The organism is Methylomonas fluvii, from assembly GCF_014850975.1.
Classification (GTDB): Bacteria; Pseudomonadota; Gammaproteobacteria; order Methylococcales; family Methylomonadaceae; genus Methylomonas; species Methylomonas fluvii.
Window position 1 is genome coordinate 42126 of sequence record NZ_JACXST010000001.1, and the last position, 14050, is coordinate 56175.

Annotated in this window: 10 protein-coding genes; 5 read left to right on the forward strand and 5 right to left on the reverse strand. The window is 53.3% G+C overall.

What is annotated here, in order from left to right; genetic code table 11:
* Positions 1–71: 71 nt before the first annotated feature.
* Genes EBB_RS00210 through mobH form a run of 3 tightly spaced genes read right to left on the reverse strand, consistent with a single transcriptional unit; the run spans position 72 to position 4935 of the window.
* A complete protein-coding gene (locus EBB_RS00210; RefSeq protein ID WP_192391944.1) occupies positions 72–704 on the reverse strand; it encodes an IncC plasmid conjugative DNA transfer DtrJ family protein in 633 nt (210 codons plus the stop codon).
* The gene (gene traD / locus EBB_RS00215; RefSeq protein WP_192391945.1) at positions 701–2533 is read right to left on the reverse strand and encodes a conjugative transfer system coupling protein TraD; all 1833 of its coding nucleotides are present in this window, start codon (positions 2531–2533) and stop codon (positions 701–703) included. The genes EBB_RS00210 and traD overlap by 4 nt, the downstream gene beginning before the upstream one ends.
* A complete protein-coding gene (mobH, locus tag EBB_RS00220; protein ID WP_192391946.1) occupies positions 2530–4935 on the reverse strand; it encodes a MobH family relaxase in 2406 nt (801 codons plus the stop codon). Before mobH ends, traD begins: the two co-directional genes overlap by 4 nt.
* Positions 4936–5064: 129 nt before the next feature.
* On the opposite strand from mobH, the gene EBB_RS00225 reads away from it, so the two are divergent.
* Both EBB_RS00225 and trfA read left to right on the forward strand, forming a co-directional pair.
* The gene (locus EBB_RS00225) at positions 5065–5511 is read left to right on the forward strand and encodes a hypothetical protein (RefSeq protein WP_192391947.1); all 447 of its coding nucleotides are present in this window, start codon (positions 5065–5067) and stop codon (positions 5509–5511) included.
* Positions 5512–5518: 7 nt separating this feature from the next.
* The gene (trfA, locus tag EBB_RS00230; protein WP_192391948.1) at positions 5519–6385 is read left to right on the forward strand and encodes a plasmid replication initiator TrfA; all 867 of its coding nucleotides are present in this window, start codon (positions 5519–5521) and stop codon (positions 6383–6385) included.
* Between the two features lie 347 nt (positions 6386–6732).
* On the opposite strand, the gene mobI is transcribed toward trfA, so the two are convergent.
* A complete protein-coding gene (mobI, locus tag EBB_RS00235) occupies positions 6733–7203 on the reverse strand; it encodes a conjugative transfer protein MobI(A/C) (RefSeq protein WP_192391949.1) in 471 nt (156 codons plus the stop codon).
* Positions 7204–7706: 503 nt separating this feature from the next.
* Here mobI and traF point away from each other — a divergent pair.
* The 3 genes from traF (at position 7707) to EBB_RS00250 (ending at position 13433) form a co-directional block, all read left to right on the forward strand.
* Positions 7707–8723, forward strand: coding sequence for a conjugal transfer protein TraF (traF, locus tag EBB_RS00240; RefSeq protein ID WP_225587185.1), 1017 nt, complete (start codon positions 7707–7709; stop codon positions 8721–8723).
* The gene (locus tag EBB_RS00245; protein WP_192391950.1) at positions 8720–10171 is read left to right on the forward strand and encodes a conjugal transfer protein TraH; all 1452 of its coding nucleotides are present in this window, start codon (positions 8720–8722) and stop codon (positions 10169–10171) included. The genes traF and EBB_RS00245 overlap by 4 nt, the downstream gene beginning before the upstream one ends.
* A gap of 64 nt (positions 10172–10235) precedes the next feature.
* The gene (locus tag EBB_RS00250) at positions 10236–13433 is read left to right on the forward strand and encodes a conjugal transfer protein TraG N-terminal domain-containing protein (RefSeq protein ID WP_192391951.1); all 3198 of its coding nucleotides are present in this window, start codon (positions 10236–10238) and stop codon (positions 13431–13433) included.
* A gap of 3 nt (positions 13434–13436) precedes the next feature.
* Here the strand turns inward: EBB_RS00250 and EBB_RS00255 are convergent, their stop codons facing one another.
* On the reverse strand, positions 13437–14045 hold the full coding sequence (locus EBB_RS00255; protein ID WP_225587186.1) for a hypothetical protein: 609 nt from the start codon (positions 14043–14045) through the stop codon (positions 13437–13439).
* Between the last annotated feature and the right edge of the window lie 5 nt (positions 14046–14050).

Sequence of the window (14050 nt, forward strand, 5' to 3'; positions counted from 1 at the left end):
TGAGACTGCGGTTATGCGCCGGATGTGTGTGGATGATGCAGTGCAGAAAACAGATGACATTCATGGAACACCTACACCCGCTTTTGCGTATTGGCCAACAGCACGTTGACGGCGTAGGCCACGACAAAGACGCCCACCGGAACGGCTTGCGGCGGAATCGGAAACGGTAAGGTCAAACTGACCAGCAGCAGATACAGTGCGCCCAAAATCAGGTAGAGGCTGTAGCGATGCGCCATGGGGCTGGGGTAATCGAAGTTGGTCTGGCTGATCTTACGCCGCACCAGTCCGTCGACGACAAACGGCAGCAAGGCAGTTGCCAAGTACGGTAACCAGATGCAGGCCGTGGTCAGGCGTTTAATCATTTGAAAGATCGTGTCCCACAGCACGTTGAGCCGGCTTTCGATGAAGGGAAATAAATCGTTACGTCCCACATCCTCGAAGCCTTTTGACATCTGCCGTTCACGTTCGGTTGGGATGAAGTAGCGGAACACGCTTTCTCGAATGCCGGTTGTGACGAACAAGCGATCGAACCAGCGTTGCGCCGTGTGGCTGATCTGAGATTCTTTAACGGCGCCAAAATAGCCGATCATCATTTGATCTTCAGCGCGCTGCAGTTCACGCGTCCATCGGTCCGACACGAAACTGGCCACCAGGATCACTTCCAGTAGCCAAAGCATCAGGCTGAACAACAGATTGCGGGTCATGAGCTCGCACCTTGGCGGTCATGTGCCGACCGCAGAATCGGCAACCGACCTTTGACGATCCGACCGCCGGATAACTTGGCGATGTAATGCAGGTCTGGCAGTTGTCCGAGTAACTGCGGGGCAAACAAATCACCTTCTTCTTCCATCAAGCGTTCACCGACATTGCCGGAAAACACCGTAGGATTAGTCGCACTGGTGGCGACGCCTTGGGTGCGCATGATGTATTTCAATCGCGTTTTCGGCAGATTGTCGGTGATGTACTGCTGGGTCTCGCTGTCCATGATCCTGAGCGCGATCAGGTTGTTGACGTTACCCAATACCTGGCGGGCTTTGTCCTGAGAACCGGTGCGGGCGGCAAAATCGGCAAAGGTCTGGGTGGCGATGAACAGTCGAATCTTGGCGCCGCGGCCTTTGTTCAACACCTGAATGAAGGGGTCGTTGATGACTTCGGCTGCTTCATCGACGAACACATTCACCGGTCGGTCCGAGACGCCATAGTTGTAGCGATCGCCGGCGACGGCGGCCAAGTCGGCTAACAGAATCGAGCCAATCGCGCTGCCCACCATGCCGTCCGATAACGAGTCTAGGCCGATGTAAGCGACCTGAGCTTTTTCGATGATGTGGCCGGTATTGGTGATGGGACGCAAATCATCCACGTCGTGCGGATTCGGTGACAGCAGCGGCCCCAATGAACCGGAGGTCAGCATGTTCATGATCGGAATCAAGGAGGCGACCATCTTGCTGAAGTGCGCTCGGTCATGTTCGAATAAGGACAACAAACCTTCCAAATCCAGATTCGGCAGTTGATACTGCACGACCTCCCGGTAAAACCGCACTAAGCCTACCGCTTTGGAATCAATCTCCTTGGCATTCTTCAGATAAGGCCGTGCCTCTTGCCGCCAATGGCCCAGGTTATTGTCGAAATAGCGTTCCAGGGCTTGAATCACCAGTGTCGAAGGACCTCCTTCCAAATAACGACGCAGTTTGACCAACGTTGGACGTTCCTCGATCACCATTAACCCTTGAATAACATTATCCAGCGATTTTTGACCGAAGGCTTTGAACGGGTCGTTACTGCTTTCGCTGGGCGAAATAGCGCTGATACGGCTGGCGATTTCCGACGGCCGGTTGAAATTGTGCAAGGGATCGAGACGGACGCTGTCTTCCGGAAACGCCGGGTGGAAATACACGAAGCGATCCGGGCGCTTGGCCAAGGCGCAAGCCCGTTTGGCGCAGGCCATCAAATCCTTGTCGCCCTTGGGATCAATGATGATCACTGCTTCGCCACGCAACACGGCTTGTGTCACCAACACGTCAAAGGCGCGGGTTTTGCCGGCACCGGTGGTACCGACCAGCAGCGTATGGCCGGCGGTATGCTGCAAAGGCTGGCGAATGTCGCTTTCGGACACTTCCAAACCGTGAATCCAAGCCGAGCCCATGCGTTGATGATCGCTCGGAATCAGCGTCGAGACATCGCGTTTCAATATCTCGTAGGCCAATTGCGCATGCTTTTGCACCCAATCGAATCCCCAGCCGAACCACAAGGCCTCGGGATGTTGCTTCACCATGGTTACAAGCTTTTCGGCATCCAGGTATTGGAATCGAAACTGCCGCAACCGGCGTTTGCGGTACCAGAGACTCAAAGCCGGCGACAGCCGCCAACAGGCCATGACTCCGCACGCCGTCATCAACCAATCGAAAGGTTCGCGCGGCAAGCCTGACCAGCGACTGGTGAAATGCGCCAAACCCGCACCGCCCAACCAACCCGAGATGGCATACACCTCGAAGATGGGCCGCCAGGGAAACTGATAGTCGTAATCGGATTTCATGGCGTGCGACGCAGTTGTAAACAGGTACCGACACTTCGGAAATCACCATGACTGGCAAGTTCTCGCATTAACTGGGTGCGGGTCAAGCCGGGTGTGTAACTCAGAAAAGTCGCTATCGACTGTTCGTCCACTTCAAGCCATGTTGAGTCATCCCCAGCCACTGCCATTCGCGCGGGCGCTTGTTGTAATTCGTCCATCCAGTGTCTGATGGCTTGCCGGTAGTGCTGCTTTTTGTGGGTGCCCGTGTCCGATTTCGCTTTGGACGACTTGGCATTCACGTCCTCTGGGTTGTGGGGTACCACTGAAGCAGACTTGGGTGTGGCGTTGTCCGGCAAGGGTTTGGCATCGAGAGGAATTTCCTGGCTGATTCCTGGCGGACTGGGTGATAGCGCTGATGGCTTTGGAGTGTTTTTTGACGTGCGCTCGGCATTCTGTTCCCGTGTCTGAACTGACAATTCTGATTCAATCGGTTGAGGCCGATAGACATCGGGTATGGTGGTGTTGGCCAAAAGCTGTTTGAACATGCCGCTTGGTTCACTGGCGAGAAGTACGCCACGGATCTGCTGGATCTCTCTGACCTTACGCATAGGCGAAAGCACATCGGTCACCAACCAGCCTTTTTCCTCCAGGACGAGAATAAACTGATTGGTTTCCAACTTGAGTGCATCCGGCGTCTTGGGAAAACTCAGCAAGCACTGTTGCTGCACCTCCAAAATATCCGTGCCCCAGCGCCATTGTTCAGCCGCGACAATGGCAGCCAGTTGAATCAGCCAGTGCCCTGCTTGACCTTGCGAGGCAAACCAGTGTCGGGCCACGTCACTTTGATCTTGCTGAGTATTATTCGGTGCAAGGGAGTCTGACTCGACTTCAATCACGCCTGTCGAGTCGCTGCTTGGCGATGTTGGCGTGGTGTCGTTTTGATGAGGATCGACCATTTCTCCCACCTCGAGACCCGCATGATCGCTTAACCCACTGCCACTGTCTGTCAGCGCATCCATAGCCAAAATTGCCGCTAAATCGGCAGGTAAGATCGGTTCAGCGACGTGTTCACTTTTGGGCTCGTCCGCGTTTATTTTGACCGGGTTATCATGCGCCTTCACTTTTCGCCGCTTTCCGACCTTGACGTTAGGTTCGCTCGTAGACTGGGAGACTAACGGGATTTGATCAGCAGCAGGTGACTCGGTCTCATCCTTCACTTCGGCACCGATCACAGGGACCGGCGGTTCACCGCTATACACCAGCTCGATCGAGGCCAAGCGCAACATGAACAAGCTGCCATTCAGACTCTCGGTTTGCATGTGCCAATAACGAAATCGTCCGCCGTTGGGTAGAGATTTTGGAATCGCGAGCCCGCGTTCGATCAAAATATCCGCCAGGGTATCTTCATCGCGCGGGATGCCGGGGATATGATCCTTATCCAACAGGCTCAGAATTTCTTTAACGGCGGTGCGCCAGACGATATACAGACCGTCTTCGAATCGCCAAATCCTGGCACCTTTTTCGTTGGCCAGCCATTGACCGGATTTAATCAAACGGCGCATGGCATCGCACAGGTATCGTTCAACCGGCATGCCCATCGCGGATTCCAAACCGTGGTAGTGGGCCTTCAAATCCCGTTCCACACTCATGCAATCGGCGGCCATCACCAGCGCATAGCATTTGGAGCCCCGATCCAGGCCATGGATGGTTTCCAACAGAGCTTGCATGATCTCAGGGCCGGGCTCCAGAATGAAGGCACGCGATTCGCGGGTCAAAACCCGCTCGATGACCAGTGCAGAAAACTGTTCATGACGTTTATGCCGATTCTCACGCCAGCGCAAAAAATAACGCTCGATGTGATGCTGGTTAGCCCAATCCGTCAGGTTTTCATCGCAAGGATTCCAAGTGTGTCCGCCGTGTTGGTCGATCACGGCCATGTCGGATACCGGTTTGCCGATGTCATGCAGCAACCCGGCAAAACACACAGCCAGTCGCCAACGCAGTTCCAGGGATTTTCTTACTTTAGGGGTGGCATCGGTGGCAAACAGACAGTCCTTGGAGGCCAGGGTCGCCCAGTGCGCGACCTCCAACCCATGCCGAAACAAACCACCAGCCCCTCGATGATGATGGGACTCTGATGCCGGCAGCAGATGACTGAAGGCGGCATAACGCGCGATCACCGGCAATACGATGCTTTGAAACAGCGCCTCCGGTAACGCCAATGTCTGTTCGATGGTCTGAATCAGCTCGGCTTGGGTACCGAGAATGCGTGCAACCGGCGCGGCCGGCAGCCCCTTCATGAAGGGCGGGTAACGTGGAATCTCGTCTTCCTGGATGGCCGGGCAAGGCTCAGGTACGGGTTGACTCGCGCCCAACCAACGCTGCAGCCAAGGAATCCGAAATGAAGAGTGATGAGTTTTCATGGCGACCCATCATGCCTAACTTTTTTTCGAGGTCATCTTCGAAATCGCAATAATTATCGCGATTTCGATGACGAGCCCCAAAAAATAATGCTTACTGTGTTGAGTCTTCAAAAATCGACTGGAGACGACATGAGTATTCGAAACACCCCCGTTACCTTTCTGGTGCCCATCCTGTTCTGTATAGGCTGTAGTACCTTACCCGCACCGTCTGACTTGGTCAGCGAAACCGTCATTGAATCGCTGGTTACACCGTCATTGGCCGAGTTACCCTGGCGCCTCGACCACGCTAGACAGCCCAGTCGTTTGGGCGGTTCGGTATGGTGTACCTCATCCATCGAACATGTGGTCAGACGCGAGGATCCGGTATGGCCAACCATAACGGATTCCTCCCTTGATGAATTCGTCAGAAATGAAAGCGCCGAAGCTCCCGATCCCATGACCCTGGAACGGGCTTGGCGCAAATACTGTCATCATCAACTGGACCTGACCGACGTAGAGCGCGAGATGCTCCAGCGAAACCCACCGCCGGTGACTTCGCCATCCACGCACTGCGACCCCCGCAGTTTGAAAAAGTGAGGTGGGTATGACTCAAAATACCGTCACGTCACTGACCAATCTGACCGAACGCTTCCAGTCATTGACTGAGCGCAAGAAAGCCCAGCCCCGACGCGTGGAGCCGTTAGCGACACTTCCCAGTTGGCCAACCGGTATGCGTGGCACGCCGAATGCCTGTTTGCGCAGTGCGTTGTTTGCTGGTGTGCAGGGAAATGAGCGGATAGCGTACAAAAAGCGCACCTTATTGGCGGCCGTCGAGGGCATCGAAGTCCGTTATCTGGGCGTTCAGCTCAATCAGTCCGATCTGGACGTCTGGATGCAAATCGTGCATCTGTCCAGAATGCAATTGCCGGGCTTTAGCGTAACCTTCAGTGCGCACGCGCTGCTGATGGCGTTAGGCCGATCGACCGGCAAAAGTCAGCACGAATGGTTGAAGGAATCCATGGCGCGTTTAGGCGGCGCCTTCGTCGAAATCACCTACCACGGTCGGCAGACGTTTGGTGAAAAAGGCTTTTTGCGCTACCACCGCGACGAAATTACTCAGCGCTATGTAGTGGAACTGACCGAGTCGATGTTACGACTGTTCGAAGACGGTTACACCCATATCGAATTCGAACAACGGCAGCAATTGCGGAAACATCCACTGGCGTTATGGCTGCATGGCTTCCTGTCGTCGCATGCCGCACCGTATCCGTTGAAACTGCAAACGCTTTACCAACTCAGCGGCAGTAGCACCCAAAATCCCCGCGACTTCAAACTGCGGGTGCGTAAAGCCTTGCAGGCCTTGGTCACTATCGGCGCTATTGAGCGCTTTGAAATCGATGAGGATGTCGTTAAGGTCAAAAAACAACCCACACCAACGCAAAAACGGCATCTCGAACTCAGGCAACATTGACCAAAATGGCACGGCATTCGACTGACGCTATTTTAGCCCGGTCGATGCCACCCCGACACGGCATTCGGCTGACGGGCACACGGCATTCGACTGACAGAGGCACGGCATTCGGCTAACAAGGTAACGGCATTCGACTGACACCCCACGGCATTCGGCTAACGCAAAGCACGGCATTCGGCTGACAAAACACACGGCATTCGACTAACGCTCAGTCGATTTTTTGGAATCGCTGCAAGCCATGACTGGCGTGTCCTACAGCGATTTTCAACAACTCGAAAAAATGGGTGCTAATCTATTTATAATCTTTTTTTAATCTTAATAAGGGACTACGCCCCTGTGGATAACTTTCAGTCCAAACCTTCGCGTAAACTTTGCCGACAGCGATGAAATGCATCGCGGAACTTGCCCAGTAAATCGATTTGTTTGCGTAGATCGACAAACTCGTTTTCAAATTCCTCCACCAACGAGACTTCCCAATCCGGTTCTTTTTTCAGAATGTGCTGCAAGGGATAGCGATAGCCTTTGCCTTTTTTGATGTGCTGGGTGACCGGTTTGGTGTGGCCGTCGATCGATAGCGATGCGATCAGAAACCACTCGATGGTGAACGAATAAGCACTCTCCCTCCGACGGATGCGAACCCCCATTCTGCCGCGTAGCGATGCCGGATGCCTTTTGCGTTCCAGGTTAACGCGTCGCCAATAATCATCGACCAGCATGCGGGCTTGGCCATGCAAACACTCAACCTGGACTTCCAGCCACTCAATCACGCGTTCATCGGCTAATGCCGATTCATCGTGCTCTGCATTTAACGAATTCATGTAAAAAACCTATCCTTAACCACAGGTTTTTCTCGGCAAAAAACCTAGTGAGCTTGATGATGAATATTCAATGTCTCGGGTATCGTCAAAAATCGAGGCAATGACCTACCACCCTCACGTCCATCGCTAACCCATGTAGGGCAAGGGCTTGCCTGTTCGTGCTGGCCTGACATTTTCGATGCTGTTTACCTATACAGGCTTTTGGACAACAACCCTGAATAGGTTTTCCCGTGTGTAGTCATGGCCAGTGCCTAACCCTCAAAGCCCGATTGCGCACGGCGTTCAGCCTTCCGGTCGTTGTTAGGTTTTTGTGGCACATTTCGGAACTCCGAGTCGAATTGTAGGGATTCGAGCGCGTGGTACGGTTGCGAAAGGAGGATGATTTCGGCGGTTTCGTCGATGCCGGCCACACAGGGGCATTTTTTTGACCGCTTTGTCGAAATCGCCAAAATTATCGCGATTTCGATGACGACCAGGGCTTGGGTGTCGTAGACAATTGAGCTATGAACCCAAAACACGCTCTGCATCACTTTTTGCTCGTACTGCTACTGCCGACATCGGCGGTTTGTGGGGATGCGTCTGTCGACAGGCCGGCTGCGTCGTATTTCGAAGACAAACAACGCGGCTGGTTTTGGTACGAGGTGTTGCCGGAGCCGGTTAAAAAATCGCAACCCGAAATTCAAGCCGATCAGGAAAAGCCCAAGCCTGACAGTAAACAGCCCAGCGTCGTTCAGGCTGAAGTTGATCACAAAGCTCAAGCCCAGACTGCTGTAGAACCTCAACCCCTCTCATCCGCCTGGTTGAAGCAAAACCTGGAGCATTACCTAAACCAAGCCATCGACGATCCGAGTCCCGAGAACGTCGCCGCGTTTTATTACCTGCAGCGGGTGATGATGGACAAAGCCGAGCGTTTTACCAATGCAGCGCGTTACGTGGTGATGTCGGATCCGCAACTCGATGAAACGGTGCGCCGGCCGGTGGCAACTTATGCGGCCAATGAAGCCAATCATCAGGCCAGCGTGGTGGCCGAGCGTGCTTTGAAAGCGATTGCCGCCCAAGCCGGCATCTTGTTTTTCTTCCGGTCCAATTGCCCTTATTGCCATGTGCAGACGCCGATTTTGGCCATGCTGGAAAACGCTTATGGATTCAAGATTTATCCCGTGTCGCTGGATGGTTTACCGATGCCGAACGGCTTTTTCAGTCAGTTCAAACGGGATAACGGTCAGGCGGCGATGTTGGGGGTTGAACAGACGCCGGCGCTTTTCCTGATGAAACCGCCCAAGCAAATCGTACCGTTGGCGCAAGGCGCCTTGTCGCTGGAAGAAATCACCGGTCGGATTCTGCTGGCGGCCAAGGAATCCGGATGGATCGATGCCACCCAATACCAAACCACCCAGGGCATTCGTAACACGCCGATGTTGTTACCGGCCGCCGGTAGCATCAGCCCTGCGGTCACTCAAGATCCACTGTCACTGATCCAGGCATTGCAAGGCAGTGCGCATCTCGGGAGTACGCCATGACGTCATTTTCGCTATCTCGGCGCTATCGTCAGGTGCTGGTGTTGATTCTGTTGGTTGAAAGTTCCGTTCCAGCCTATGCCGACCTACAGCAGGAAATGGACAGCATGTTCGGTACCATGACCAACTTCACGGCGCCGACCGCGCATTTGGGACAGCGCCGGGGCGTGATTACCGGCGGCAGCTTGGTGGCGCGCAACGGCATCACCAATACCAACCTGGTTTCCTTCGTGCCGCCGTCGTTCAGCGCCGGCTGCGGCGGTATCGACTTGTTTGCCGGTAGCTTCAGTTTCATCAACTTCAACCAGTTTGTGCAACTGATGCGTAATGTGGCTGGCAATGCGGCGGGATATGCGTTTCAGCTAGCCGTCGGTGCCATGTGTCCCTGGTGTGCGTCGGTGATGACCGATCTGCAAAAGAAAATCCAGGAGATGAATCAAATGTTCAGCAACTCCTGTCGTTTGGCGCAGGGCCTGGTCAATGACACGGTCAAAGCTTTCGATCTGCAAAGCAAAACCAATCTGTCCAATGCCTCGTTTACCCAAGGTATTTCGGATGTGTTTTCCAGCTGGACCAATACCAGTACCTTGGGCGATCCGGTACAGCAGATCAAACAGAACGATCCTACGGATATGACCAAGATCATCCAAGGCAATCTGGTCTGGCGGGCCTTGGTCAATCAAAACGCCGGCGGTTGGTTCCGGTTTGGTGGCAACAGTTTGCTGGAAGCGGCGATGAGTATTTCCGGTACAGTGATTGTCGATGCCCCGCAAGCCGCGCCCGACGGCAAAGGCGAGAACAATGCCATCAGCGCGCCGCCGCCAGTGTTGCGGATCAAGGATTTGATGTACGGCAACGATGCCGGCAACAGTTATCAAACCGTCAGGATGTATACCTGCAGTGATGGCCATGACGCCGATCAGTGTCTGAAACCTATGGTCCAGAACGTCAATCTGGTCGGCTTGAAACAAAGGGTAATGGAACTCTTGCTGGGATCGGCTAATAGCGGCAATGGCTTGATTTACAAATTCTCGACCAACAGCGGCCAGATCACCGACAGCGAGAAAGCCTTCATGCAAACCGTACCGGATGCCATCGGCGGCATGATCCATAACCTGGCGAGGGAGGATGCCGGCATTGCCAAACTCTGGGCCGAAGAAGCGGCGCCAGTGATTGCCCTGGAATTGGCGCAACTGATCGTCAACAATTTGCTCAATGCCGTGCAAACCGCTGCGCACATGAATGATCACGCCTACGCCAAATTGCTGATGGATGCCTTGAAGGATGCTAGGGAGCAAATCCAGGACGAATACGTCACCATTGCCGGTCGTTATGGCAATCCACAAACGCTGATGGCGTTTTACCAGCAATTGATGAATACCGTAAAGCCAAAACATTACGGTACCGTGGCGCAATTGCCAGCTACCGGGACGGCTTGGCCAAGTCCTTAAACGCTCATTCCTTGCGTCTCCCCGCTATGTGTTTCTTCCACGTTGTATAAAAGGCAGGTTGCCCATGTTTGAAATCTTCTCCGTGGGCGATTCCGCCTATTTGCAAGCTGTCCTTAATGCCATCGCGATGATTTCCGGGACTGGCGATTACCGCACTGCGGCGGCCGTCGGCGGCTTGATCGGTGTCATCATCGTCATGCTGCGGGCGTTGTTGCAATGGGATGGTCGCGGCATTCGTTATCAGGATTTATTGCTGGCCTATGTATTGTGGCTGATGCTGTATGCGCCGTCGGTGCGGGTGTCGATCGAGGATGCTTATACTGGCAGCGTGGTAGTGGTCGACAACGTACCGTTGGGGCCGGCGGTCGTAGGCAGCGTGATGTCGAACATGGGTTATCGTACGACACGGTTATTCGAACAAGGCTTTGGAACACCGTCGATGACCGGCAATGGCTTTGCCGACAGTTTGCAGACGTTGACGGCGGTGCGGAAGAATTTATTGTCGCGGGTGAATTTAGGCGCAGCCAACGTGCCGAATGCCGGCAGTGACATGGAAACCTCGTTTGCCAATTACGTGCGGGAATGTACCTTGACCGGTGTCGATCTGAACCAGAAATCGGTGGATGCCATCTTACGCGATGCGGATCCCCTGAATGCCATTCGCTTCGATTCCGACATCTATATGACGCAAATCTATGTCGGTGGCCAACCTCAAACCAAAACCTGTACCGATGCCTGGGCCGATTTGAGCGTAGTGGCCAATGGCAATTTTGCGACGGCGCTGGCAGGGTTGTTGCAACCGACCTTGGGCGTACCGGCGGCAGGCGATACGGTGCCGAAAATCCAGGATGCCTTCGATGCGCTGGCCAGCCCTGGCGTAGTCGATGCTGCCGATTACATGCTGATGTCGGCGATCCTGCCCATGTTCGAGAAAGGCGTGATCGGTCGGCATGAAGACGGTTTGCATTGGAACAAAGCGGCCATGGTTGAACAAGCCATTCAACAACGCAATACCCAATGGGCCGCCGAGCAAACCCTGTTTGCCAAGATCGTCCGGCCCATGATGGCCTTCATCGAAGGCTTGAGTTATGCCATTGCACCGATCATGGCCTTTGTGGTGATGCTGGGCAATGTTGGTATCCGGATGAACATCGGCTATTTCTCGATGTTGCTGTGGATCCAATTGTGGATGCCGATTTTGGCAGTGATTAATCTGTTCATCCAGATGTCGGCCGCCGGCAAAATGGCGGCGCTGACTAAGGCGACTTACAATTTGCCGTCAATGATGGGCATTTACCAGTTGGACATGGAGTTGCAACAATGGCTGTCGATTGGCGGCATGTTGGCCGCTTCGACGCCGGCCATTACTTTGATGCTGATCTACCGCGGTGCAGTGACCGCCACCCATTTCCTGGGACGGATGGACGGTGGCGATTACGTGAACGAGAAAATCGCCACGCCGGATGTGATCAGTCCGGCGCCGGTATTGAATGCGCAAGCGCAACATCAATACAGTCCGTTGTCGGCAGTCACCCAAACCGGCGTCGATAAGGTGCTGCCGACCTTTACCGCCGGCAAAGACATGAGTGCGGTGGTATCGTCGGCTTACAGCGCTTCGGAACAGGCGACCAGCAGCTTCATGCACAGCGTGTCGTCCACGGCCTCGAAGTCGGCCAGCGTCACCAGCGATGCCTTTGACAGCCGTTCCTTGGGTAATCAAATCGCCAGCAGTTCCAGTTATACCGATGCCTACAACCGCCAGTTCGGTGAAGCCTTCGCCAAAAAACATGCCGATACCGGCATATCAGCTGATCAATTCTCGGCGTTGGTGGCCGGCAGTGCCAACGCCGGGGCCAAGCTCGGTAACGACCAACTCAGCGGTGCGATCTCCGGCCGCTTGCAGAACGACTTCAAAGTCAGTCAAGACAAATCCGATGCCATTGCCGCCGACATCAGTCAGACCGTCAATGACAGTCAGGGCTATCAGGCCGGTTTAGCTAAAAGCCTGGCACTGGATGCGCAAACCGGCACCCGAAACGTCGCCTCAATGGGACTACAAAACCAATCGTTGTCCTCTTTGCAACACAGCGCAACCGATGCGGTATCCGCCAGCGAATCCTATCAACAAACCCTATCGGCTCAACAACGCTTCGGCACACAAGCCAGCTTCGGTGCGGCGGAAACTGGATACAAAATCGCGCATGATCCTGGCTTGATGGAACGTCTGGATCAAACCCTCGATCAATACGGCTTGCGAGGTGATACGCAGCGACTGGCCTCGCAATGGAAAGTCGCCGGTTGGATTAGCAACGCCGATCAAGCCTATGCTGCCGCTGGCATGTCGTTATTGACCGGGTTTTCGTCACCCAGTTACCGCACGCTGGATGATCAACAATCGCACCAGGCGCAACTCTCGGGGTACCAACTGCTGGGCGATGCCTTTAATGCACCACAAGCCGATCAAACCTTGAATGCCAGCCAGAACGAATCGCTGAAAACCAATGCTCCGGAAACTGGTAAGGTTCAAGCATCAGTCGAACAGGCCAATCTCAAAGACCCACGCGCTGAAACCGAATCGCTAAATCAGCGTGCACAGGGACAGATTCGTTCAGCGACGGAAAAAGTTGCTGGAGGCGAAGCTCGAGTCGGAGCGCAACATGATCGCAATCTGGCAGAGCGTGAACAAAATTCAAAAGAAGGCTTTGGGCAATTGGCGAACATTAAAGCGGAGCACTTTAGGCAATCCATTGCGGCGGCTGCCAATGAAACTCCTTCGGCCGCAGAGGCTTCCTATAATTTTCTGGGAGGTAGTCTATACAATACCGCTAAAACATTAGAAGCAGTGGGAATGGTGGGTAAAGAACACATAAATCAATTCGTTGCATATGCTCGCACAGCCTATGAAAATGGCGAAAACGTATGGGAAGCTGTTAAATCTGCAGCATCACAATCCTATCCTGGATTTACCGAAGTATCGCAAATTTGGGCCGATCAAAGAGTCAATGAAGTGGCAGATAAGTTGACGCCAAATCAACAGGCTTACTATAAAGTAGCTATGTTCGAAGCATTTTCCGGAATTGCCGTAGGTGGTGACGATAACGGCAGTATGGGTGCGGCAAAACAACGTTTATTGAATGAAGAAGATCCTGTAGATGTAGATAATGTTGCGAAATTGCTAAGACAAGCCGCAGGTCAAAATAGACCGGATTTAATCGATCAAATAGGTAACCTTAATCGTGCACGTGGACGAATTAATTATTGAGTATTAGCTACTGGCCTTTCTTCGAAGATTTTGTAAAACACCTACGACGAGCCAGCGCAACATCATGATTCCTGAAAAAAGAAGCAAATAGTCAATCAGATTAGGGTTTTCGTTCGCTAACACTAAGGCTATGGAAACTAAACCAGCCCAATAGTAGTTACTTTCGTGAGATAGTTTGGCCGCCATAAACTCAACAAACTGAACAGTTAGCTCTGCCGCAGCGAGAATAGCCAATATAAGAGTACCGATAGTCCCAATAAAATTGAATTCTTCCGGCAACTTTACCCAAATACTTATGAACCAAATTAATCCAAAGCATATTGTCATCATCACTAAGCCTTTAAAGGCATCGAGAGACAGAGTTCTTGGATGAAATCGTTCAAAAAATCGTTTTAACCCTCCCGGAAACTTCGCAAAAGTTGCACCGCAAAAGGGGCAGATCGATCGCAGGGGTTGACCATAGTACGTCACCACTCTGGGGACCATCGTGCGGTGACATTCAAGGCAATTGACAGTAGCATGATGGCCGGCGAATACCGACCTTTCGGGCGCAGTCTGATGCGGTTTAGATGATAGTCTTAGTTGACGTGAGTGTGATGGAAACGAGGACATTGATG